We start from the raw sequence: 22,187 nt of genomic DNA on the forward strand, positions 1-22,187 counted from the left end.
AACGCATTAGTATAAAAGGAGAAAGCCCTGATTTCGCCTCACCAATCTTCACCTAACGTTACAGACTTTAAAGCAACGGTCTTGGTCGCTGATGACGATGATGATATTCGCCTGGCGTTGTCGTTATTACTCAGTAGTGAAAGTTATAAGGTCATTGAGGCCTCTACACCTAAAGATGTCATTATTAAAGCAAGCCAGCAAAAGCCTGATATTATTTTACTGGATATGAATTTCAGCAGGGACACAACCTGTGGGCAAGAAGGCTTAGATACTCTCCAGCAGCTTAAGCAAAGTGCGATACCTGTAATTTTGATGACTGCGTGGGGAACAATTGATTTGGCTGTGAAAGCTTTGCAAGAGGGAGCTTGTGACTTTATAGAAAAGCCTTGGAACAATTTTAAATTACTAAATAGTATTAAGCAGCAGTTATGCTTTTCTAAAATTAAACAGGAAAATCAATGTTATCATCAATTATTTACGAATGATGTGAGTGATAATTGGGTATGCCAATCTTCGTCAATGTTAGCGATTGAGCAACTAATAAAGCAGATTGCACCTACAGATGCCAACGTACTCATATTAGGTGAGAACGGTACGGGGAAATCGCTATTAGCTGAGCGTATCCACCAACTTTCACACCGTCAGCGATCGCCCTTTATTGCCGTTAATATGGCAGCTATCCCGGAAAGCTTATTTGAAAGTGAGCTATTTGGCCATCAAAAAGGAGCGTTTACAGATGCAAGGCAAAATCGGGTAGGCCGTTTTCAGCTTGCAGAAAAGGGCACTCTGTTTCTCGATGAAGTTGGCACCTTGCCACTTCCTCTTCAACCTAAGCTATTGAGGGTGTTAGAAACTGGAAGTTATGAGGTGCTTGGTGCAAGTCAAACACAAACGGCTGATGTTAGGATAATAAGTGCCACCAATGCGGATTTATCTAAATTGGTAAGTAGTGGCGAATTCCGTCAGGATTTACTGTACCGTTTAAATACACTTGTTATCAATTTGCCGCCGCTAAGGGAAAGGCTTGATGATATTGAAGCGTTAGCGATTAGTCTTATACAGCGTTTTTCCCTTAAATATAACAAACACTGTGTATCTTTAACGAAAGGTGCTATTAAAAAACTGCGCCAACATACATGGCCAGGTAATATTCGAGAACTTAGCCATGTGATCGAGCGCGCGATATTACTTACGACTGAGCCTAAAATTGATGCTGACCAGTTGCTGCTTGAGTCAACAGAAACCCCCACAAACAACGTTATATTACAACCCTTGGAAATGGCAGAAAAGCAGCTGATTGTAAAAGCGATGGAAGTCAGCTCCGGACAAGTGTTGGAAGCAGCCAAATTGCTCGAAATATCACGTAATGCTTTATATCGCCGTTTAGAGAAGTTTTGTATTCAATATGAATCATGAAAAACGCCTTATCATAGGACTGGCTATCACGATACTAGTGATATTATCTTTAGTGATCGGGTTAGTACGGAGCTTGGAATGGAGCTTAATGGCAATAGGCACATTAGCATTTGCGTTAAGTTACCCACTCGTGTGGGGAGCTAGGCAGATCTATCTGTTTTGGCGACAATCTATCATACAATTAGCTTTATATGCCCAATCAGTCAAAGATGGGGAGCAAAACATACATTTGAGACAACGTGTTGGTGATGGTCTATTGTATGATTTACAAAAGGAAATTTATCTACTTGCAGAGGCAAGTCTAGCAAGGTTAAAACAAGGGCAAACGCTCAACTGTGTAATAAGCCAAATATTGGATTCATGGCCAGTGCCAGTGTGTTTATTTGATCAGGATTTAAAACTAACTTATCGCAATGCGACAATGAACGCACTCATTCACCAACCGATGCTAGTGGGGCAAATGGCAAAAGAGCTAGGCTTTATAAAAAGGAATGCGAAGTTTTATCACCCAAAATTTGATGATAAATGGCAAAGCCAAACCATTAGGTTCATACATCAGGGCCATAAGCATTGGCTATTTTCAGCGGTGGATATTTCGCAAGTCTTACGCCAAAAGAAAAGCATCACTCAGCAAAACTTAGTCCGGGTGTTGGGGCATGAATTACGTAACTCGCTAACACCTATGTCATCCATGACGGATACATTACTTGCAAGTAAGCAGCTAGACGAATCAGCAACACGCTTAGTATTGACTAGGATTAACCAAAGAAGTAACCGTTTGCTGTCATTTGTTGATGAGTACAGTCGCCTAGCACAATTACCCCCAGTTAAATGTGACTGGTTCGATATAAATACATTGATAGATGAAGTAAGAACAATTATAGATGAATCAAAAGTGGTAATTACTTTTCAAGGTAATGAGCAATGTTTTGGTGATTTAGGCCAGTTGATCCAAGTTCTCATAAACCTAGTTAAAAATGCAAAAGAAGCCTGTGAAGAAACAATCAGTGAAGTCTCTATAAAAGCTTTTTGCCACCAACAAAAACAAACCATAATTATTAGTGATAATGGTCCTGGTTTTAGCAATTTAAACAATGTTCTTACTCCTTTTTATACGACTAAAAAAGAAGGTTCCGGTATTGGTTTATCGCTGTGTAATGAAATCGTTTGTAACCATAATGGTTATATGGAAGTTGCAAATCATCAAACCAAAGGGGCAAAGATAACGTTGGTGTGGCCCATAATGAACTTGAATAACAACTGTTCTTCTCCCCAAAATAGAACATGACTTTGATGAAAGGGTAAAACTGTGGCTAACTTGCAGTCTATTAGTTAGGCAGTGTGCAAGAAACAGTATAAATATGAGCTGAGTAAGATACACAGTGGTTATCAACTTATGGACACTCACTTAAATCAAATTTGTGAGTGAACCAGCTGGGTTCCAAAAGAGCACTAAGAGCGGAAGCTTGGTTATGCTGATACTAAACACACTTTTAGGGCTAAAGAAAATACTTTTGTAGATCACGCCTCTTCGCATTACGTATATAATTATTCGCTCAAAAGTTGCGATTGCTATGTTTATCGTTTTCTTCCCTTCACATGCTTATGCTGCGATAAATGTCATAGGTTTGGGTGGTTATCAATAGGGGCCAATCTACTTAATTATCAGGGGACCGTTACAACCTATTTTAATATTTTGGGCTTATTTTGTATGTATTAGAGCGTCCAGAATGTCGATTATACCATTGATTTTTAAAAAGAAGATGTGAATTCAATATATTGTAGTTAAGTGATACGTGGCAAGGAAAGCCACCTATTTCAGTCAATAAAAATACGTTAAATTACATTGAACTATGCTCACGTTAAATATAAGTACTAACTTGCTATTATATTAGATGATTACAGTTGTTTAATATTTTGGAGTAGCATGAAACCACAATTGATAGTGTTAAAAATGCCATTTGAAGATGGACCTGGAAAAATGTGGATTTGTTCACACTGTGCGCTAATTGAAGGAGCTCTATCTATTAATACCCACTGGGAGGATAGTATTGAAGTTCATCGAATTGACTTTCCAAAGCCACGTAAAATACTGGTGGAATTGTTAGGTGAAGGCAAACAATGGTTACCAGTTTTAATACAACCGGATAAGAGCACCATTACTGACCCGATTGAGATCATTAATACGCTTGCAGAGCAATTTGGTGGCGCATCAGTGCACCCATAGACGTAAATAGATCCGATAAGTATAGACGCGCTCTACACTGTTTTATTTAGCCATCGATTCATTAACACACATGCAGTGAGATCTCCTGTTACATTTAGAGTAGTTCTGCACATATCTAAAATTCTATCTACACCTAAAATAAGGGCAATGCCAGAGGGTGGAATGCCAAAACTGGTCAGAACAGACGCGAGTATGACAATACCCACCCCAGGTGTGCTTGGGGAGCCAATTGATGCTCCTACAGTAGTTAGCATTAATAGTATGATTTGGCTGTGTGATAATTCAACACCAAATACTTGAGCTAAAAATAGGGCTGCAATGACTTGGTATAGTGCTGTTCCATCCATGTTGATGGTAGCGCCAAGGGGGATGATAAATTGCGCAACCGGTTTTTTTACTTGTAAGTTTTGTTCCGCGATTTTCATAGATAATGGCATCACGGCGGCCGAACTCGATGTAGAAAATGCAAGAAGTTGAGCGTCTTTAATAGTGGTTAAGAATTGCCATGGTGGCACTTTCCCTATCACAAAAATCATCATCAAATACACACACAATAGCATCAATAAACCTAATATAACCGTTATGACATAAGCTGAAACACCAATGAGTGCGTCAACGCCAATTCTGATTGTGATATCACAAAGTAAGCCAAAGACCGCCAATGGCGCGAGCTTCATTGCCCAATTAACGATTTTGAGAGAGAGCGTTTGTACTGACTCTGTGATATCAAGTAGTAAATTTTTTTGCTTTGCAATGAGAGAAGTCATGGCTATGCCAATAAAACCGGAATATAAGACGACAGCAAACATATCTTTGTCGAGTGCTGATTGAGTGAAATTGGCTGGGATCATTGCTGCGACTCTTTCAGGTATACTTGAAGAGATTACCTCGGTCGTTGATATTGCTGCTGTCTGTATATCAAGGTCCAGCAACAGCCTACCATCGACAAAATTACCTGGTGTGATAATTGAAGCAATGACTACACCGATACTGACAGAGATGATGGTTGTTATCACAAAGTAAGGAAAGATCCGCAGGCCAATTCTTTTTAAAAACTCAGTATCTTGATTGCCAGCGATACCTGAAATAATGGATGACATGACAAGAGGAATAACGACCATTTGGATTAAGGCTAAAAACAACTTACCAGGTAAAGCAACCCAAAGAGCAACCTGTTGTGCATCTTGCTCGCTTAGCCAGCCAAGCCCGTTGGGTGAGAGTATTAAGCCCGCGAATAAGCCAAAGATTAAGGCTAGTATAACTTGTTGCCAAAGGGGTTGTTTAAAAAGTGTTCGATGGATTGAATGGAACATATAAACCTCCATGTTTACCTTGTAGATTGAATGTACCAAGCTATAAGTTGTAATGACTTGACTTCCATCATTACGACAACCATTAGTTGTTCACATATTCGAAGTCAGGTTAAGGTGCTGAACTTATAGAGCAAGAGCAATCTTGTTGTGCTGACCCTTTTGCATCTAGTTGTTTCAAGTTTATAAATCGGTCAATAAAAGAAGTTGATTTACCAAAAAGCTATCTTAATTTTACTATTTACAGTGGTATTTCTCGTTTTTGTATTATTGTTAATACGGTTTGAAAGCTCCCCTTTTTTGGTTTTTGTTTGGAGAATGCCAGTGGATTCGAGCTCTGAACATCTATGCACTTTTTAAAGAACTCTCTTCTGTGATGAATTAATAAAATCAGAGGCTTAGGCGATAGTTGAATGAATGGATATTTATATAGTGTGATGTTGGAGTACATATTGAAGTATAATTTACATTTCGCACTTTTGGTGCTACTGTTTTATTTCTTTTGGTTTACATTTTAAATATATAAAGGATATATATGAAAAGCCTTTCATTAGGGATCGTGGTTCTATTTTTATTTGGCTGTTCTTCATCAAGTAATCTAGAGCAAGGTGAAAAGAATAATATTATAGATTTAACAAAATCAAATACGCCAACAGAGCAATATTGGAAAAATACAGAGTTTGTTCATCCTATCTACCCGATTAGGGCTGCTGAAAACGGTGTAGGAGGTTGTGTGGAATTTGAGTTGGTTATATCAAGTAAAGGTAGGGTATCAGAACTTCAAATCATCAAATCTGTACCAAGTGAGGTTTTTGATTTGTCAGCTAAAAAGGCATTAAGAAAGTTTAAATGGAAACCAGCTGATGACAATCAATTTAGTCATCCTGTCCGAACTACGTTGCAGTTAGACTTTTCTATGACACCGATTCAAACAGTCCCTGAATGCACTTCTGCGTAATTTTGGTATAAACTGAATATGGCTGTGAGCAAAGTTTATTATGCTTTGCTCTATTATTACAGCTTAAAGCTCTCAGTGAGAGCCCGTCACAGCTTACACTAATACCTTTTATTAGGCTAATACACAAATCGAAGTTTAAATCGTCTCACAATGACTTAATGATAAAACCTTGCTCATTGAGGTGTGTTATTCTGACAATGTCAATTTCACTTACTTTATCTTGTTTGCTAGTATAATCTTTAATAACGCAGTATTTTTTGCCTTAGGCCTTAAAAGGGTTAGCTTTGAAAACCAATTTAGTAACTTCAAAACTTTTAACAAGCTCATTTTTAGTGCTCGTTATACTCTTTGTGTGTATTAATAGTATAAAAGTACATGCAAATAATAACATCGAATCCGTTCGCCTTTGGTCAGCACCGTCGAGCACGCGAGTCGTTTTCGATTTAAAAGACAAGCCTGATTATTCGTTTTTTAGTTTACGCTCACCGAATCGCTTGGTCATAGACTTTAGTAATAGCCGAGCTCAAATTGACTTTAAAAAGTTGGCTCGAAGCGATCATAGAGTTAAAAAAATTCGTACCAGCAAACCTAAGAATAAAAAATCAAAGCGTGTTGTGTTAGAGCTGGATGGTACATATAAACTAGTCGTTTTTCCTTTAGCACCCACGGGGCAATATGGACATAGGCTTGTTGTGGAGATGCATGATACCGCTAAGCCTAAATCCGTGGTTAAAAATAAAAAGGTTGATGAAAATAGAGACGTTGTCATTGCGATTGTGGCTGGACATGGCGGTGATGATCCGGGTTCTATAGGATATAACGGCAGTTATGAAAAGCATGTCACTTTGGCAATAGCTAAAAAGTTAGCTGCTCAACTAAATCGTCAGCATGGTTTGAAAGCAGTTTTGATTCGTACAGGAGATTATTTTGTCCGGCATGAAAGAAAACCTCGTATGGCGCGAGAAAATAAAGCCGATTTATTGATCTCAATTCACGCTGATGCTTTTACTTCTTCTCAACCTAATGGCGCTTCTGTTTTGGTACAGTCGGCTCGAAGAGCGAACTCGGAATTTACTAAAGTAATAGCGAATCGAGAAAAAGAGTCTCAATTACTTGGTGGCGCAGGAGAAATCATTAAAACTACGCAAGACGATAATTTGGCGGTGATCCTTGCTGACATGACCAAAGAGTTTACGACTCAAAGCAGCTATGTGTTCGCTACAGAAGCTTTAAAAGAGTTAAAAAAGGTGACTAAGTTACACAAGACAAAACCTGTCGGGTTAAGTTTGGCGGTATTGACGGCGCAAGATATACCATCGGTCCTTATTGAAACGGGTTTTATATCAAACCCAAAAGATGAAAAAAACTTAAATAATCCTGCTCACCAGAAAAAATTAGCGGTTGCGATCACTGGCGCAATTAAAAATTATTTTACTCGTTACCCTCCCAAAGGCACTTTATTGGCAAGTAAAAATGCGCCTGTGCATAGCGTCGTAAATGGTGAATCTTTATCGCTTATTGCACAGCGCTATAACGTTTCTTTGTCAGCACTGAAACAAAAAAATGGGTTGAAGTCTAACACTATTCATGTCGGACAGAAGTTGATGATCCCGCAGTGATCGGGCAGTAATTTAGTTTATTCATGTTAGTATTTTACTTGTAAGTGTTATTCTGCGTTGAGTGCTTATTCCTTTAGTCAGCAATCGCCTAGCGAATTAAATCTTTATATTTATTTGCATTTACTCTGCTTACGAGTTGATTTCAATGTGCGTGCATCAAAATCCGCTTTTGGGTGATACTCAGTGAGGTTGCCACGTGTATCCAATTCATAGTCACAGCAAGCATGAAAAACGTCATTCAGCTCTGTTCGAGCTTTTTGTACTCGGGATTTTACCGTCGAGTAGCTGATAGATAGTTCTTGTGCGAGTTGTTTTTGAGTTTTACCCTCGAGCTCAACTTCTTCCAGTAAATAGGCACTTCTCTGGGGCAGTGACTGGATAAAAGGCTTGATGCATTGTGCCAGTTCCATTTTTATATTTCTTTGCTGCGATTCATACCATAGTTGCTGTGATTGAATGTGTTTCTCCTGTCCATTTTTGCGGTAATGATCTATCACAGTATGGTGTGCTATTTGAAAAAGCCATGCTTTGACGCTGCTTTTTTTATTTAAACTGTGCATGGCGAGATGCGTTTTTAGTAACACATCTTGCAATAAGTCTTCAACGTCGTCAGGGTTGGACACTTTGCTGTGTAAAAACGCATTTAAACTGCTTCTATATTCTTGCCAGATTTCTTCTATGGTCATATCAACTCTCAAAAGAGCAATAGCATATTTACTATTGCCCATTTATATTAGCAGCACGACATCTGTTTAGTTTCAACTGATGGTGTTTTTTGCTCTAAAATATCTGCCATCGCTGGAGGTATTTCTTTTTGTGGAGTAACTTGGGCTTTTCGCTCACTGTATCTATCTACTAAAAAATCTTTATTGTCTCGGGTTAAATAAGTAAAACGCATCAGTTCTTCCATCACATCAACAACTCTATCTCGATAGTTGCTTGCCTTCATGGAGCCATCATCATTAAATTCATTATAGGCCTTCGCTACCGAAGATTGATTAGGTATTGTTAGCATGCGCATCCAGCGTCCTAAAATACGCATATTATTCACCGCATTGAAGCTTTGTGAACCACCGCTGACTTGCATGACGGCAAGCACTTTACCTTGTGTGGGTCTCACTGCACCAATGGATAAGGGGATCCAGTCGATTTGGTTTTTAAGCGCTGCAGACATATTGCCATGTAGTTCTGGTGAGCTCCATACTTGTGCTTCAGACCAAGTGACTAAATCTCGAAGCTCTAAGACTTTGGGGTGTTCGGCACTCTCTCCATGGTCAAATATGGGTAGACCTTGTGGGTTAAAATATCTGACTTCTGCGCCCATGTAAGTCAGTATATTGCCCGCTTCAATGGCTACTTTTTTACTTATGGAATTGACTCTTAGTGAGCCATATAAAATAAGCACTTTTGGCTTGTGTTCAGATGCAGTTTTTACTGGGGTTTGTAAGTTGAATGTGTGAGTGTCGAGATATTGCATAAATGCCTCCAAAAGAATTAACACCTATAAGACGGGGGAGTGTGCAAAAAGACGAAAATATATCTTAATTTCTGAAAATTATACTTGTTATATTTTGTTTTCTTTTTTGTGTTGTTTTGTTAGCATTTTCTTGTGGTTATAAAATCACATCAATTATTATAATAAGGAAAGACAAATAATGATTAAAACAACACTTGCTGCATTAGCAACCATCATTACTATTTCACTGCCTAGTGTTTCTTCAGCTGAAGAAGCTACTTACGTCGTATGTTATAAAAACGGCTCATTCTTGTGGTATGAGGAGGCATATAGTGATGGCTCTATCAATAGCGCGTATTTTCGTTGTATCAATGAAGGTGGCACTCCGCGCGTTTTTGGTGGTCGATAATCATAGCAAAGTAGTTAGCTAAGATTGAATATACTAATGAGAAATAGAGCTACCCAATTGTGGCTCTTTTTACTTTAAAACCCTCATGCGTTTGTGATGCTTCTCATAAGCTAATTTCTCGTAATCTAGTTTAATCTCCGCGCGTTCTGCGTTAATGTGTATTTATAAACGCAGTGCTGATCGTATTTTTTTGCATGTACGTATCTGGTTATAAACAAGAGTGAGAAATATGACTAAACTAACGATATTTTACGATGGTACGTGCCCTCTTTGCGTGAAGGAAATGACGGCATTGATTAAACGTGACAAGGCTGCACATATTAAAACAGTGGATATACACAGTGATGAGTTTGTTAACTACCCAAACATAGACCCAAATCAAGCCAATTTAATTCTGCATGCGCTTGATGAACAAGGCGGCTTGTTGCTCGGATTAGACGTCACACATCGAGCTTGGCAGTTGGTAGGCATGGGGTGGCTGTACGCACCACTGCGCTGGCCTTTAATTAAACCAATCGCGGATCAGGTTTATTTGTTGTTTGCAAAAAATCGGTATCGTATCTCGTATTTACTGACAGGCAAGTCGCGTTGCGAAAACGGTGTGTGCCGCCGTTAATAGACAGCTATCAAGGAAGGTGATGGTCAAGTTAATTATCCAGTCTCGATTACAAAATGTGATAGATAGAGCTTATAAAGTTGCATGTTTTTCTTTGCTACAATTTGCGATTGCGAGCTTGTGTATTTTAGCGTTTGATGTGCGTGTAAATCAGGATCAAATACATGTTGCACTCGTATTCATTGCTTTCATTGTCACGGTTCCACCTATCTGGTTAGCTATATTTAATACAGGAAAAAGTCGCATGGTAGAACACGGTGTTAAACTGAGCGAAGATAGTTTTGAATTGATACGACTCGGAGAAAGTAGCTTGCTATCTCGCTCTGAAATTATTGAATTTAAGGTGGCATATGGCTTACTGGGGAAGCAGCTTAGCATCACAGATAAGTCACAAAACACAATTCGCTTTGGCTACTATGTTTTCAACGCTCGGCAAAAACGACAAATCATTGCCTATCTACAAGCAGCGCTTTAAGTCTAATATGCTAATTTAGTTACATAAGTTTTAAGTTGAGGAAAAAGTCACAGGCATTAGGGGCTGAGTATGCTTTACTTCTCAGACCACGAATGTAACCACTTCAACCTATGAATAAAAAGTTTTACGCAATTTTAATCGCCTCTTTTTGCGCTATTGCACTGCAAGCTTGTTCTGTTGATTCAACGCTAGGCACAGTGCCTGAGCCAAAAAATATCCACTGGCAATCACAGACAAGGTTACCTGCACCACTTCAAGAAGTGTACCCAGCCGCCTTTGATAGAAAAGTATATGTCGCAGGGGCTTTTGAAAAAATGTCTCCTGAGCATGCTGTGCTCGCTCATTTGGCGGCATCTAAACATACTTATGTTTATGATACACAAAATAAAAAGTGGATGAGTGGCCCTGTATTGCCAGAATCTCGACACCATTTAGGACTGATAGCCAATGACAATATGCTTTATGCAATAGGTGGGTTTAATGCAACTTCACATGATGCATGGCAAGTAAAACGAACTGTTTACACATTACAAAAAGGGCACAATACATGGGGAGCTGGCCCAGACTTGCCAATACCTATGGGAGAATCAGTATACGGTGTGGTTAATGGCCATGTGCATGTTGCTGGTGGTCGCACTTTGATAAACGGTAAATTGCGCGATACAAATGCGCATTGGGTATTGAAGGCAGGTCGGTGGCAGCAAGCTGCGCCTTTGCCTATAGCCAGTAATTCAGCTACGTCAGTGGTGATCAAAGATCAATGGTATGTGATGGGTGGTCGTGTTAATGCACTAGATTTTAAAAATCTCGATAATTTATGGCGATATGATGCCCAGCAGGATAGCTGGGAGAACCTTGCAAACATGCCGCAGGCCAGTGCTGGACTAGCTAGCGCTGTTTTAAATGGCCAAATCTATGTGTTTGGTGGTGAAGAGTATACATACATCACGAACAATCAGGGAGAGCGAGAAATGAAAACGCGTACCTTTGATGGTATTTGGCGCTACGATCCAGACTCCAACCTTTGGCATACTGAACCGACTACAATGACCTCGACGCGCCATGGGCTTGGTGCATTAACTGTAAACAATCACATCTATTTGCTTGGTGGAGCAACGCAAGCGGGGGCAACGGGTACCTCCGCCACATTTGAGCGCATGTCGTTACAATAAAAAAACAGAATTTGGATTGTAACTATTGTTGAATATTTGCCATCAGCTCTTCTAATAATGCCGCACGGTCGTTTTGTGCACGTTCGACTAATTGCGTTGGTATATTTAAATCTGGGGCGTGCTTTGCGCTCCAAAGTATCATTTCTAACAGAGTCGGCATTAAATCCATACCTGACTTTGTGAGTTGATATACCTTTTTTCGCTTATCTTTCTTATCAGGTAATTTCTTGATGAGTCCTTGCTTTTCTAACTTCTCTAAGCGACTGGATAGAATGTTGGTAGCCATCTTTTCTTCTGAGTTTTGTAGTTCAGAGTAAGAATGTTTAGCAAAAAACATCAGATCTCTGATGATCAGTAAACTCCATTTATCCCCAACAATATCAAGCACATTAGAGATAGGGCAATCAGAACGTTTGGTCATAATAGGTCTCTTTGTTCGATGTCCTTATATGATAATTCACTTGCATTTTGCAATCAAATAATTTAACTTGCATTTTAAAAGTTAAATGCGAGGCTATTAAAGCCTTGGTTGAATCAAGTTTTAAGGGCAAACAATGAGTACACCACAGATCAATTTACAAGCACTAACTCAATCTCACTGGCAAGCAGAAGAACTTGGTAATGCCCAAGCTGTAGTCGGATTTGTGCAGTTACTGATGAACGATCACAACTTTGACGCAGTAATCGCGCGCTTTGGAGAAGATCAATACAAGCAGCACAACCGTACCATGGCTGATGGTATCGGTGGTGTGATAAAAACGCTTAAAGACTTTGTGAAATTAGCACCTGAGTTTAGCTATGACGTCAAACGCATGTTTGTTGATGGTGAACAAGTGATCATTCACTCTCATGCGACGTTAAAAGCAAAGCATCGAGGCGATGATACAAAAGGCATGAACATTATCGATACGTGGACTGTGAGAGAGGGGAGGTTAGTCGAACATTGGGATGCGATACAGCCATTGGATATGTCTATGCGACTTTATAACTTGTTTATGGGCGGTAAAATTAACAATGCGAATGGGGTTTTTTAATTCTGGTTCAAACGAAGTTTTTGAGCCCACTTTTATTGGCTAAAGTGGGCAATGTTAAACGTCTTTTTTAGAGTTAACTCGGTTTATACACCGCTTTATTTATCTCAATTTTATGGCAGGTTTTGCCATAGCCAAGCGCATATTTGAGCGTTGGAAATACGCGGTAGGTGCTGATACTAAAGCTTAACGTAATTAGCCCTGATTGGCCCCAAAGAGAAACAATTTGTGCTTTGAGCTCATCTACATCAGGGTCATGGGCCAGTACCAGTTCGGTAAAACGCATGGTAAGTGCCACCTCTTTAGGCACCATGTCTTGCTGGTTTTTTATAATATTTTCAATAAGCGCCGGGTCTAATTCAGCTTCTAATGCCATATTGATTGCAAGTTGTATGCAGGGCCCGCAATCTTCATTGATGAGTGTGCGTATGCGCGCGGCAAATAATGGACCAATGGGCACCTGCGCGTTATGGGATGACATGCTAGTAAAACCCCAATATTTGAAAAAAGCGGCTAAATTAGACTGCAAAATATCTTCCATATATTGCACATCATAATCGTATCTCGATTTCATATCTTGTATCTGTTTATTAAGCAAAAATCTGATCATGATACTTCCTTTTATTGTTTAGCTTGAGTGGTAAGAGTGGGAGTAGATTGCCCCTTTGCAGGAGGCGCTATTTTGAGCGGCATATATAAAATGACTGCACAAAGCACAAATAGCGACGCACAGATGGTGAGCATCAGGCTATAGTCAGTTGGTTTTATTAAAAATGCGGCTAGCATGGGCCCTGACGCCATCGCGATAGAGGATACGAGTGAGCTTATAGTAGACAGTCGTCCACTGGGGCTGATATCAGCTATCGTGGCAAATAAAAAGGATTGCACAGCAGGCCACGCAAAGAAGAACAGGGCTAGTGCGACAATATAGGCGGTTCTGGAGATGGTTGGTTGAAGTAATACGAGTACCGCAACGAGACATAATGAAATGCTGATTACGGTCAGTGGCCGTCTTTTAATAAATGGCGCTTGTATCATGGGAATGACAGCACCGAGCAGGCCCAACAATCCTGTAAAAGAAATATAAGTACTCACTTGCGCTTCATTTAAATTTGCTTTGATGCCAATTAAACCGACATAAGCATAAAGCGCGCTGGCTGCGGTTAAATAAATAAAAATGACTAGCATAATTGTTATTGAAAGGCCAAGAGAGCCTACTCTTGTATAACTTTCTTGTGACTTAATGTAAGTTGCAAAGCGCCCAGCAGGAATACTTATTGCCATTAATATACTGAAGGCCGCAATTGTCGCCATAACATAAAATACAGCATGTGCACCTAGGTGAAGCTCAAGCTGTGGCAGTGTGTACATCACTAGTGCACCAATGATAAATTGAATAAATAATAAAAAGCCAAAAGCCCGATTTGTATTGTACATTTTTGCAAGCACAGAAAATGACACGCCAACGGCCAGCCCACCGGCAAAACCTGTGGCAAATCTCAATACCAACAGGGTGTCAAAGCTAATAATGGCGGGAGAGGTTAATTCCAAGAGCAGTAATACAGACATGGCACTGATAATCGTCGGTTTCCAATGTATATATTTCACACTTAAAATAGCCAGCGCAGTGCCAAATAAAGCACCGTATCCATTGAGTGCAACAATTTGACCGGCTTGGCTTTCTGCATACCCTAAGCCAATTGCTAGGGCATTCATTAAACCTGGTAAAAAATTGATATAAGAGAGCCCTGACATAGCAATGAAAGCAACCGCAAAATATAGCCGTAACGGTTGTTTGTCTGGTGTATCCTCGTTGAATTGTCGCAAAACTTAGCCTCCAAAATAGTACTTTAAAATGGTTAGCTCAGTGTATGAAGGCACCACTCATGGAAAAATAGTAAAAAATACAGTTCAACCATGAATATAATTCACGGATCAAACTGGTATATTGGAGTGAAAAATAAGAAGGAAGCTATCAAATGGATAAGTTAAGAGCATTGGAGCTATTTATTGCGACTTGTGAAGAAGGTAGCTTTGCCGCGGCCTCTGCATATTGTAATACAGATCCATCTGCGGTGAGTAAAGCAATTAGCCGTTTGGAAGCACAGCTTCAAGTAACGCTGATCCAGCGTTCAACCAGACAGTTGAGTGTCACTGATGCAGGTAAGCAATATTTATCTACTGCTCGAAAGCTGTTGCAGGAACTCTCTGCGTGCGAAGGGGAGATTAAACACCTCAACGACTCGCCCTGCGGCGTGTTGAAGGTTAACTCTGCGGTATGTTATGGGCATTTGTACTTACGTCCCGTATTGGCTGCGTTTTGTGCGCGTTACCCCGAGATTAAACTCGACTTGCAAATTAATGACTTGCATACGGATGTCATTGAGAGTGGTGTAGATATTGCAATTCGAACTGGTTATGTGAAAGACAGTCGGTTAGTTGCGAAAAGGCTCAGCCCAATGGATTTTTTTGTCTGTGCATCACCAGACTATTTAGCTAAAAATGGTACGCCTGCACTACGAGAGGATTTTAAAGCACATCAGTGGATAGGATTTCGCATTAAAGAAACACAGCAACTACAACCTGTTTATTTACCAGACGAGCAAGGTGATTATGCTCTTTATGGCCTTGAGCCTAGTCATATTACGGACGATGGGGAAATGATGGTGGCAATGTGTGAGGATGGATTAGGGTTTGCACAGTTACCGCACTTTTTGGCAAAAGCGGGCTTAGAAGCAGGTAGGCTGGTATCTGTCTATCCACATTTTAGGCCCCCTCAAATTGAGAACGGAGTATTTGCAATATATCCCAAACGTACTTATTTACCTGCTAAAGTGCGGGTCTTTCTCTCATATTTGGCGGATGCACTCGAAAAGCAAAATGAAAGTGCTTATCAGACATGGGCTGAACGAGTCGCTTATGTGCGATGACGAGCATCTCTGTCCGATTATTTTATGTCTAAATCAATCATGGTATTCACTGGCGCAGAGCATCTGTGACCCAGTCTCTTTATGCGCTCAATACTATAGATTTTTTCACTGTATCGCCTCAAAAATCTTGGTATACATACTCGTCCTATCCTTTGCATTGCGAAGAGATATGTGATTAAGTTGGTTAAATAACTTATAATTAGAATGAGTTAGTTCTATTAAGAAATATATTTAATTTTTCATTTTAAAATGTGCTTATATTAAAGTTTTCCTGTTTTTTATTTGGTTTAATCTTGATTTTTTAATTAATATTTTTATAAAAGGATTTTTTGACTTTGTTTTTTGGGTGTTGAGTAACCTGTTCGAAGATGTGGGTGTTAATGTTTTTATATTTTTGTTGAGTTTTATTATTATTTATATGTATTATTATTTTAGGCTTAACTTTGTTGCTAATGTTTGTTTTTTGTTCTTGAGTATGCATTAACAAATATTCATAGGATAATTTTCTGCAAGGTGGTTTTGTCTAGTGAGAACACAAAAGGGGTTGGCATTATAAGTTGCGATATGACTATTCGTTAGCTTTGCTAATACGTAATTTGTAAATAAGGATAAATAATAGAGTTCGACTATGAAAAAAATATTAAAAATAAAGAAGAAAAATTTGGCAACATTGTCAAATGATAAACGTAAACTACCTAATGCACTAACGCCGAATGTAGCTGGTGGAGTTTGTTCGAACTGCGTAAGCGGTTGCCATGAGTTAGTTCAAGTGCATCCAAATCCAGAAAATCACTAATGCTAGTCATTTGAAAATTTAATTGAGCTTATGTGGCGATGTACCAGTCATATAGGCTTTTATCACATTCTTTTTTCCCCTGTCGTGTAACTACTCCAAAAAATAGTTTTTTCGTCTTCTTCAATTTACCTGCCAAAGTACGAATTTTCTTATCATTTTTAGCTGATGCACTCGAAAAGATAAAACAAAGTGCTTATCAGAAATAGGTTGGGCACGAGGCCTATGTTAAGCGATGCTTTATTTAAGGTTCAATTTACTTTTAAATCAAAAACGGCATTCACTGACGCAGAAAATGTAATGGTTGCATGTAAATAGCGTCCAGCGGATAAGTAAGTGTTATCAATCTGCGAGCCAGTCACTTCTATGCGCTCAATACCGTATTGATATCTAGAGCCATGAGCGTTGGGGTCGATACTGTAGATTTGGCCAAGTTTAGCACCAAAAGCCTCGGCATACATATTTGCTTTATCCTTTGCGTTGCGAACAGCTTTCATGGTTGCTTCTTGTCTGTATTGAGATGATTTTGAAGAGCTGAATTTAATGTCGTCTATTGTGTCGATTTTTACACTCAGGGCGAAATTTAGAAAATCATTCAGTTTATTTATGTTGGTTAGCGTGACCGTGATTGAGCGAGTGGCGATATAACCCGACTCTACTGGGTTGTCCTCATCATCATAAATAATATTAGGTTCAGTTAATAAACTAGACGCCGAGACATGATCATCTTTAATATCAAATGTACTCAATCCCTCTAATAAGGCATTGACCCGTTTATCTAGCTCTTGCTTTGCCGCCAAAGCAGTACTTTTCATGACCTCAATTTCAAAAGAAATATCAGCAAGGTCGGGCTTTGCCTCAACTGTTGCACTGCCTTGTATACTTACATGTCTATTGTCGGGCAGTGGTGAATTGGCATACACGGACATGGCGAAAAGGGAGATAAGTGTGAAATAAATGGCTTTCATAGTGGTTCCATTATTATTATTTTGATATCAAATTAGCATGGTTCAAAAGCAAAGGTAATGATATTTATCTACTTTTTTAGCTGTCTCTCTTAACCAAAAAGTCCTTATAACAATGATTTATATAATCCTTTGACTAAGCTCTGTTGTCGTTTACCGCAGAGGCTTTTGTCATATTTATTTGGGGTATGAAAAGATTCAGTCACATATGCAAAGGCAAGTTGTGATCTGGGATCGGCAAACCCAATAGAGCCGCCCATACCCATATGACCTAACGTCTCTAGGTTGGGGCCCATTGGGCAAAATTCTGGGGAGTTAAGCATCATACCGGCGCCCATGCGCCATTGCTTTTGGGTTGTCAGCTCTTGCCCTGAAAAACTCAGTTGTGTCATTGCTTTAACTTGTGACTTTGGCAGGAGTGTTTGACCTATTAAAGTCCCGCCACTTGCTAAGAACGCATACATTTTTGCGAGCCCCAAGGCTGATGCGTGACCAGTCACCGCCGGAATTTCACTGTTGTGCCAAGCCGATGAATTAGGGTGATAGTGTTCACTACACGGTCTAAAATACTGGTATTTCCAATAAGGAATATAAGGCAGCCAGCGAGACATCAATGTTAGTCCAAAACGAGAAAAGGCTGGGCTTGGTTTTATATCTCGATGCGGATGGTTTGCCTGTCTTGTTAGTGCGCAATCAATATCAAATGGCTGTGCTATTTCCTGCTCAAAGTAAGTGCTTGGCATACGACCGTCCACACGGCGTAATACTTCACCTAAAATATGACCGTAAGTAAGGGCATGATATACGAGCTTTTGTCCTGCGGGAAAAATAGGCTTGGCTGGTTCAAGGTTGCTAATCGATGCTTGCCAATCAAAGATATCATGGGGTTTTCCCGTTGAGTGGCAAGGTAGTCCTGCGCTGTGGTTGAGCACAGCAGCAATGGTGATATGTGCTTTGTCGTGTTTTGCAAACTCGGGCCAGTAACGACAAATTGGGGCATCTAACTCGATTTGCCGATTAGCAGCTAATTTGTGGATACAGATAGCCAGCATTGCTTTTGAGCAAGACATTACACTGACTCTGTGATTTGCTTGCCAAGGTGAAGTGAGTGCGTTGTTGCCATATAAGTTAACCACTAATTGCCCTTTGTGATAAACACAGATCGCCGCACCAGTTTCGTGGTGTCGTGTAAAGTTATCTACAAAAGCATCCTTGAGGGGCTTAAATTGGTTTAAAACTGTACCTTTAATTTCTGGTGTCTTTTTATCGTCGTTATTATTAACTGAAGTAAAATTGTTCATAATTTATGGCTTGTGACTGAGAATATGCGGTGTATTGAACGCATATTTTTGCCTATATCGAAGAGCAAGCAGAGCGCGATAAGGAGTTATTTTGTCACTCAATGGAGTATTGAATAGTGCACACTGAACACGTGGAGGATGTCGCGTTTAATGTTGGCGAATTGACATTACAATCAGAGCAAGTATTAGAAAGTGGGAGTAGGTGGGCATACGATTCAGATTATTGTATCTCTTTGCCTGAGAAGCTTGGTAATGGGGCGAGTTTTGGGTTTAATTATAATGACGATGGCGCATTGCAAGTTAATGAACTGAACTTTAACCAAAAGACTAAATTCACAGCTGATAGCACTAAACTTTGTGGCGCATTTTTTGTTTTAAAAGGGCGAGTGAGCATTACAACTCCTGTCACAGGCAACGTAATTATCCCAAAAGATCACCTGTGTTTATTTTTTATCGAGGAATCAGCTTGTACGTTTGATTACAGTGCAGGTGAACATAAAATTGTCAATTTCACGATAAGTCACGGGCTGATGTCATCGTTGATAGCACAATATCAATCAGCGAACTCTGTACCATCTTTAATCGAAAAACACTTCATTTGCTTACCGATTAACTCGGCAATAAAAAATATGCTAAATCAAGTATATGATTGCAAATTACCCGCTAAAAGTATGAAACTATTAGTGCAAGCCAAAATGATGGAGCTGATGACTGAATTGCTGGAGTACAACCAAACCTATCACAATAGTCTGGCCACCATTAAAGAAACTGACTTAAAAGCGCTTTATCAAGCTGCAAAATATTTGGAGACTAATATGCAGTCTCCTCCGAGCATTATTGAGTTGGCTAAAATCGTGGGTGTGAATGATTATAAGCTGAAGCAGCAATTTAAAACGGTGTTTAGCTGTGCGCCATTTGCGTATTTGACAGAGCTTCGCCTTAATCGTGCCGCTAGTTTATTGGCGCGCACAGAATTATCCGTTATGCAGGTTGCTCAAGAGGTTGGTTACAAGCACGCAGGGCATTTTGCGAAAAACTTTAAGTTAAAGTTTGGTCGTACACCAAAGTCTTACAAAACATGGGTAAGCTCAAAAAGTACATGATTTGGCTTTGGTTTGTTTGCTATTTGAGCGCTTAGAAATATTATTAAATTTTTTTGATCCAAATAAATAGCTGCTGCGTTTATACATGTGAAGGGTTTCTGATGTGTAACACATCCTTGGAGTCGCCCCTTCACCATGTCATGATAACGCGCACCTCGGTGCGCGTTAGTCTTTTCTAAATATAGTCATTATCAAAATCATACACTGTCAGGTTATTGTTGCTTTGTTGATAGCAAGTCCTGTATAAACATTGAGCTTAGCAACTATACAAAAAATAAGAAGAATAAAATGTGTACAAGGATAACGTTATTGTTCGCAGATTCTAAGGAGCTACATCAGGTAGCAACTTGGTACTATGAACATTGGGATAGTAAGCGAGCGAATAGCAGTGTGTCAGACGTCATTACAAAACTCTCAAACACAGATCAGCGATTTGGATTTACTGTGCATTTTAATGAGCAGTTGGCAGGCGCTGCCGAGATTAAATTCATGAATGGACGTTGTTGGCTAGATGGCGTCTACGTGGATGGTCGCTTTCGTGGCAAAGGGTTAGCAGAAGAATTGGTTAATTTTGCCAAGCAACAAGCTACAGAACGTGGTTTGTCATCATTAAATTTGAAATGCGAGCCTCATCTCATAGCCTTATATCAAAAGTATGGCTTTGCCGTTTTTGACACTCGCGATGGGAAATCTATGATGACCTGCAAATTAATACCATGATCATACTTGGTTTTTAATCTGTTTCTTGCTGCGCACACGCTAGCGGTTCTTCAGTAAGCTGTGAGTGTGAGTGAGCAGCTAGATCCCTGATATTCTTTTGGACAGCGACGGCTGAATACAGGCTCATTAAATATGCGAGTCCGTAAAATCCTTTTTCACTGAGTAACAAATCTGCGTTATACAAGCCAATCAGCAATAAGAGAATGGCACTGCCTGTCGATATTAAGCTTAGCGCATGGTAAATATTCGAAGTCTTTAAATGCTCTTGTTTATCTCGAATGCTCTTTTGTAATGAAACCGCTGAAAACAGTCCATATAAGAGAATAACCAAGTAATAACCTTTTTCATTCAGTTGCATAGAGGCGTTAAATAAGCCTATACAATATGTTATTACACCCGTAGCCAATACGGTTATAGATGCAAGATTAAATGCTTTGCTCGGTGCTTGTGTTGGGGTTATGTTGTCCATTATTAAATCTCTCCTCGTTTCTGCACTGGTGTATCAGGTGTCAATATCGCCGAGTGGGCCAGCAACTCGTATTGCTCGAGGTAGTTACGAATGCTGGTAAAAGTTGCAACTTGTACATCCCCGCTGTGGTCTTTTCTATAAATGTCATCTTTAAATACAGAGCCAAAGAACAATTTAAAGCGACTAACTGATAGAGGTTGTGCCTGAAAATACGCTTGTGTGTTTGCTTTTAGCTGCGCCATATCCGTGGTTTTATAAATCGCAGCGTTAATGACATTGAGGGTATGCTCTGTACAGTTTTGTTTTCTGTTGTTGTATGGGTTAGCAATCAGCGAGTATTTTGGATTATGAACTTGCTTGGCAACGCCGTTATTAATTGCTTCAAGTAATTGTTTTTGAACGTCCAATGTGGGGATGGCTATCCCAGCTTTTAAGTCTTTTACCGACCAAAAAAAGTCAGTTGGATAGTCAACAATCAGCTCGCTTGTCGCTGGATCATCTGTTTTTTGATATAGGTTGTGTATTGCATAGCCTTGTTTTGTTTCGCCATTTTGCATGGTTATTTGTGAATATACGGCTAAGGCTACATGCGTAAACTCTACGCCTTTAGGTAGCGTATTACTTGGTTGCCCGACTCTTGCAATGATAAACACATGGGCATGACGCGCTGCGCTATAACGCTCAACCTTTTTAGCAAACTGCGCTATTTCTTTTGGCGAATAGTGATGATCCATTGATTGTTCACTGCCTGCGGTAACATGCATGCTTTGCATGGCAAATACCAGATAGGCACCGCGTCTTAATATTCCCATGTCTTTCTCCTTATAGTGTGTTAGAGGGAGGTGGGCCTGCAATAATGACATCATCACTGATAGGTAGCGGTTGTGCCTTTTGTGACTCAAGTGTTTTGTCTACAATCGCCATGCTAGCAACGCCGCCGCTAAGCAATACTGCACCTGATATAACGACAGGTACAGCCACAACCGCAGTAGAGATTGCGGCACCTGTTGCCAAGCTATCTGTTGCTGCTAGAGCACTATATTTGATTGCATGGCTGCTGTGTGTGCTGGCATTTGACGCGTTGTCAGATGCAAAACTGGGCAGTGTGATAAATAGGGCTGCACTAAGTACAGCAGCAAGTTTGAGGTGTTGAATAATCATGTGAAAACTCCATATTTCGTTGTGTTGCTTCTTAAACTAGCAAACTGGACGGAGTT

Annotated in this window: 25 protein-coding genes; 14 read left to right on the top strand and 11 right to left on the bottom strand. The window is 39.8% G+C overall.

Annotated elements, in window-relative coordinates; genetic code table 11:
* The first annotated feature begins 81 nt into the window (after positions 1–81).
* From QNM16_RS14595 to QNM16_RS14605, 3 genes are all read left to right on the top strand, one after another.
* Complete coding sequence (locus tag QNM16_RS14595) at positions 82–1,416, top strand: sigma-54-dependent transcriptional regulator (RefSeq protein ID WP_284021171.1); 1,335 nt, start codon at positions 82–84, stop codon at positions 1,414–1,416.
* Between the two features lie 88 nt (positions 1,417–1,504).
* Positions 1,505–2,704, top strand: coding sequence for a sensor histidine kinase (locus QNM16_RS14600; protein ID WP_284021172.1), 1,200 nt, complete (start codon positions 1,505–1,507; stop codon positions 2,702–2,704).
* Between the two features lie 639 nt (positions 2,705–3,343).
* On the top strand, positions 3,344–3,643 hold the full coding sequence (locus tag QNM16_RS14605; RefSeq protein WP_284021173.1) for a DUF3088 family protein: 300 nt from the start codon (positions 3,344–3,346) through the stop codon (positions 3,641–3,643).
* Positions 3,644–3,675: 32 nt separating this feature from the next.
* Here the strand turns inward: QNM16_RS14605 and QNM16_RS14610 are convergent, their stop codons facing one another.
* On the bottom strand, positions 3,676–4,956 hold the full coding sequence (locus QNM16_RS14610; protein ID WP_284021174.1) for a dicarboxylate/amino acid:cation symporter: 1,281 nt from the start codon (positions 4,954–4,956) through the stop codon (positions 3,676–3,678).
* Between the two features lie 532 nt (positions 4,957–5,488).
* Between QNM16_RS14610 and QNM16_RS14615 the strand changes: the two genes are divergently transcribed.
* Positions 5,489–5,911: an energy transducer TonB gene (locus tag QNM16_RS14615; RefSeq protein ID WP_284021175.1), complete on the top strand. Its 423-nt coding sequence runs from the start codon at positions 5,489–5,491 to the stop codon at positions 5,909–5,911.
* Positions 5,912–6,195: 284 nt separating this feature from the next.
* Positions 6,196–7,530, top strand: coding sequence for an N-acetylmuramoyl-L-alanine amidase (locus QNM16_RS14620; protein ID WP_284021176.1), 1,335 nt, complete (start codon positions 6,196–6,198; stop codon positions 7,528–7,530).
* Positions 7,531–7,640: 110 nt separating this feature from the next.
* Here QNM16_RS14620 and sigZ read toward each other — a convergent pair whose 3' ends face one another.
* Together sigZ and arsH are read right to left on the bottom strand one after the other, a co-directional pair.
* Entirely contained in the window at positions 7,641–8,216 is a 576-nt protein-coding gene (gene sigZ, locus QNM16_RS14625; protein WP_284021177.1) for an RNA polymerase sigma factor SigZ, read from the bottom strand.
* 47 nt (positions 8,217–8,263) lie between these two features.
* On the bottom strand, positions 8,264–9,007 hold the full coding sequence (arsH, locus tag QNM16_RS14630; RefSeq protein WP_284021178.1) for an arsenical resistance protein ArsH: 744 nt from the start codon (positions 9,005–9,007) through the stop codon (positions 8,264–8,266).
* Between the two features lie 178 nt (positions 9,008–9,185).
* Here arsH and QNM16_RS14635 point away from each other — a divergent pair, with 178 nt between their 5' ends.
* From QNM16_RS14635 to QNM16_RS14650, 4 genes are all read left to right on the top strand, one after another.
* Entirely contained in the window at positions 9,186–9,395 is a 210-nt protein-coding gene (locus tag QNM16_RS14635) for a hypothetical protein (RefSeq protein ID WP_284021179.1), read from the top strand.
* 229 nt (positions 9,396–9,624) lie between these two features.
* On the top strand, positions 9,625–10,011 hold the full coding sequence (locus QNM16_RS14640; protein WP_284021180.1) for a thiol-disulfide oxidoreductase DCC family protein: 387 nt from the start codon (positions 9,625–9,627) through the stop codon (positions 10,009–10,011).
* Positions 10,012–10,033: 22 nt separating this feature from the next.
* A complete protein-coding gene (locus QNM16_RS14645; protein ID WP_284021181.1) occupies positions 10,034–10,486 on the top strand; it encodes a hypothetical protein in 453 nt (150 codons plus the stop codon).
* Between the two features lie 110 nt (positions 10,487–10,596).
* The gene (locus tag QNM16_RS14650) at positions 10,597–11,658 is read left to right on the top strand and encodes a Kelch repeat-containing protein (protein ID WP_284021182.1); all 1,062 of its coding nucleotides are present in this window, start codon (positions 10,597–10,599) and stop codon (positions 11,656–11,658) included.
* Positions 11,659–11,680: 22 nt separating this feature from the next.
* On the opposite strand, the gene QNM16_RS14655 is transcribed toward QNM16_RS14650, so the two are convergent.
* Positions 11,681–12,079 (bottom strand): winged helix-turn-helix transcriptional regulator, encoded by a 399-nt coding sequence (locus QNM16_RS14655; protein ID WP_284021183.1) that lies wholly within the window; start codon positions 12,077–12,079, stop codon positions 11,681–11,683.
* Positions 12,080–12,212: 133 nt separating this feature from the next.
* Between QNM16_RS14655 and QNM16_RS14660 the strand changes: the two genes are divergently transcribed.
* Entirely contained in the window at positions 12,213–12,692 is a 480-nt protein-coding gene (locus QNM16_RS14660; protein ID WP_284021184.1) for a nuclear transport factor 2 family protein, read from the top strand.
* Positions 12,693–12,765: 73 nt separating this feature from the next.
* Here the strand turns inward: QNM16_RS14660 and QNM16_RS14665 are convergent, their stop codons facing one another.
* Positions 12,766–13,299, bottom strand: a complete 534-nt coding sequence (locus QNM16_RS14665) for a hypothetical protein (RefSeq protein ID WP_284021185.1) — start codon at positions 13,297–13,299, stop codon at positions 12,766–12,768.
* A gap of 11 nt (positions 13,300–13,310) precedes the next feature.
* Complete coding sequence (locus tag QNM16_RS14670) at positions 13,311–14,516, bottom strand: MFS transporter (protein WP_284021186.1); 1,206 nt, start codon at positions 14,514–14,516, stop codon at positions 13,311–13,313.
* A gap of 152 nt (positions 14,517–14,668) precedes the next feature.
* Between QNM16_RS14670 and QNM16_RS14675 the strand changes: the two genes are divergently transcribed.
* Entirely contained in the window at positions 14,669–15,619 is a 951-nt protein-coding gene (locus QNM16_RS14675) for a LysR family transcriptional regulator (protein WP_284021187.1), read from the top strand.
* 628 nt (positions 15,620–16,247) lie between these two features.
* Positions 16,248–16,415, top strand: coding sequence for a hypothetical protein (locus QNM16_RS14680; protein WP_284021188.1), 168 nt, complete (start codon positions 16,248–16,250; stop codon positions 16,413–16,415).
* A gap of 248 nt (positions 16,416–16,663) precedes the next feature.
* On the opposite strand, the gene QNM16_RS14685 is transcribed toward QNM16_RS14680, so the two are convergent.
* Both QNM16_RS14685 and QNM16_RS14690 read right to left on the bottom strand, forming a co-directional pair.
* Positions 16,664–17,380, bottom strand: coding sequence for an SIMPL domain-containing protein (locus QNM16_RS14685; protein WP_284021189.1), 717 nt, complete (start codon positions 17,378–17,380; stop codon positions 16,664–16,666).
* Between the two features lie 104 nt (positions 17,381–17,484).
* Positions 17,485–18,678 carry a serine hydrolase domain-containing protein gene (locus QNM16_RS14690; RefSeq protein WP_284021190.1) on the bottom strand — a complete coding sequence of 398 codons (1,194 nt, stop codon included), beginning with the start codon at positions 18,676–18,678 and terminating at the stop codon, positions 17,485–17,487.
* A gap of 116 nt (positions 18,679–18,794) precedes the next feature.
* On the opposite strand from QNM16_RS14690, the gene QNM16_RS14695 reads away from it, so the two are divergent.
* Together QNM16_RS14695 and QNM16_RS14700 are read left to right on the top strand one after the other, a co-directional pair.
* Entirely contained in the window at positions 18,795–19,781 is a 987-nt protein-coding gene (locus QNM16_RS14695; protein ID WP_284021191.1) for an AraC family transcriptional regulator, read from the top strand.
* Positions 19,782–20,069: 288 nt separating this feature from the next.
* Positions 20,070–20,501 carry a GNAT family N-acetyltransferase gene (locus QNM16_RS14700; RefSeq protein WP_284021192.1) on the top strand — a complete coding sequence of 144 codons (432 nt, stop codon included), beginning with the start codon at positions 20,070–20,072 and terminating at the stop codon, positions 20,499–20,501.
* Positions 20,502–20,514: 13 nt separating this feature from the next.
* Here the strand turns inward: QNM16_RS14700 and yiaA are convergent, their stop codons facing one another.
* The 3 genes from yiaA to QNM16_RS14715 are packed head-to-tail and all read right to left on the bottom strand — an operon-like array spanning position 20,515 to position 22,131.
* Entirely contained in the window at positions 20,515–20,970 is a 456-nt protein-coding gene (gene yiaA / locus QNM16_RS14705) for an inner membrane protein YiaA (RefSeq protein ID WP_284021193.1), read from the bottom strand.
* Positions 20,971–20,972: 2 nt separating this feature from the next.
* Complete coding sequence (locus tag QNM16_RS14710; protein ID WP_284021194.1) at positions 20,973–21,782, bottom strand: DUF2145 domain-containing protein; 810 nt, start codon at positions 21,780–21,782, stop codon at positions 20,973–20,975.
* A 10-nt stretch (positions 21,783–21,792) separates the two neighbouring features.
* The gene (locus tag QNM16_RS14715; RefSeq protein ID WP_284021195.1) at positions 21,793–22,131 is read right to left on the bottom strand and encodes a hypothetical protein; all 339 of its coding nucleotides are present in this window, start codon (positions 22,129–22,131) and stop codon (positions 21,793–21,795) included.
* Between the last annotated feature and the right edge of the window lie 56 nt (positions 22,132–22,187).

The organism is Pseudoalteromonas umbrosa (assembly GCF_030125375.1).
Lineage (GTDB): Bacteria > Pseudomonadota > Gammaproteobacteria > Enterobacterales > Alteromonadaceae > Pseudoalteromonas > Pseudoalteromonas umbrosa.

Excerpts from the sequence above, each read along its gene's own strand:
- QNM16_RS14600 (WP_284021172.1), top strand. The coding sequence starts at position 1,505 with ATGGCAATAGGCACATTAGCATTTGCGTTAAGTTACCCACTCGTGTGG.
- QNM16_RS14605 (WP_284021173.1), top strand. The coding sequence starts at position 3,344 with ATGAAACCACAATTGATAGTGTTAAAAATGCCATTTGAAGATGGACCT.
- QNM16_RS14610 (WP_284021174.1), bottom strand. The coding sequence starts at position 4,956 with ATGTTCCATTCAATCCATCGAACACTTTTTAAACAACCCCTTTGGCAA.
- QNM16_RS14615 (WP_284021175.1), top strand. The coding sequence starts at position 5,489 with ATGAAAAGCCTTTCATTAGGGATCGTGGTTCTATTTTTATTTGGCTGT.
- sigZ (WP_284021177.1), bottom strand. The coding sequence starts at position 8,216 with ATGACCATAGAAGAAATCTGGCAAGAATATAGAAGCAGTTTAAATGCG.
- arsH (WP_284021178.1), bottom strand. The coding sequence starts at position 9,007 with ATGCAATATCTCGACACTCACACATTCAACTTACAAACCCCAGTAAAA.
- QNM16_RS14635 (WP_284021179.1), top strand. The coding sequence starts at position 9,186 with ATGATTAAAACAACACTTGCTGCATTAGCAACCATCATTACTATTTCA.
- QNM16_RS14640 (WP_284021180.1), top strand. The coding sequence starts at position 9,625 with ATGACTAAACTAACGATATTTTACGATGGTACGTGCCCTCTTTGCGTG.
- QNM16_RS14645 (WP_284021181.1), top strand. The coding sequence starts at position 10,034 with ATGGTCAAGTTAATTATCCAGTCTCGATTACAAAATGTGATAGATAGA.
- QNM16_RS14650 (WP_284021182.1), top strand. The coding sequence starts at position 10,597 with ATGAATAAAAAGTTTTACGCAATTTTAATCGCCTCTTTTTGCGCTATT.
- QNM16_RS14655 (WP_284021183.1), bottom strand. The coding sequence starts at position 12,079 with ATGACCAAACGTTCTGATTGCCCTATCTCTAATGTGCTTGATATTGTT.
- QNM16_RS14660 (WP_284021184.1), top strand. The coding sequence starts at position 12,213 with ATGAGTACACCACAGATCAATTTACAAGCACTAACTCAATCTCACTGG.
- QNM16_RS14665 (WP_284021185.1), bottom strand. The coding sequence starts at position 13,299 with ATGATCAGATTTTTGCTTAATAAACAGATACAAGATATGAAATCGAGA.
- QNM16_RS14675 (WP_284021187.1), top strand. The coding sequence starts at position 14,669 with ATGGATAAGTTAAGAGCATTGGAGCTATTTATTGCGACTTGTGAAGAA.
- QNM16_RS14680 (WP_284021188.1), top strand. The coding sequence starts at position 16,248 with ATGAAAAAAATATTAAAAATAAAGAAGAAAAATTTGGCAACATTGTCA.
- QNM16_RS14685 (WP_284021189.1), bottom strand. The coding sequence starts at position 17,380 with ATGAAAGCCATTTATTTCACACTTATCTCCCTTTTCGCCATGTCCGTG.
- QNM16_RS14690 (WP_284021190.1), bottom strand. The coding sequence starts at position 18,678 with ATGAACAATTTTACTTCAGTTAATAATAACGACGATAAAAAGACACCA.
- QNM16_RS14700 (WP_284021192.1), top strand. The coding sequence starts at position 20,070 with ATGTGTACAAGGATAACGTTATTGTTCGCAGATTCTAAGGAGCTACAT.
- yiaA (WP_284021193.1), bottom strand. The coding sequence starts at position 20,970 with ATGGACAACATAACCCCAACACAAGCACCGAGCAAAGCATTTAATCTT.
- QNM16_RS14710 (WP_284021194.1), bottom strand. The coding sequence starts at position 21,782 with ATGGGAATATTAAGACGCGGTGCCTATCTGGTATTTGCCATGCAAAGC.
- QNM16_RS14715 (WP_284021195.1), bottom strand. The coding sequence starts at position 22,131 with ATGATTATTCAACACCTCAAACTTGCTGCTGTACTTAGTGCAGCCCTA.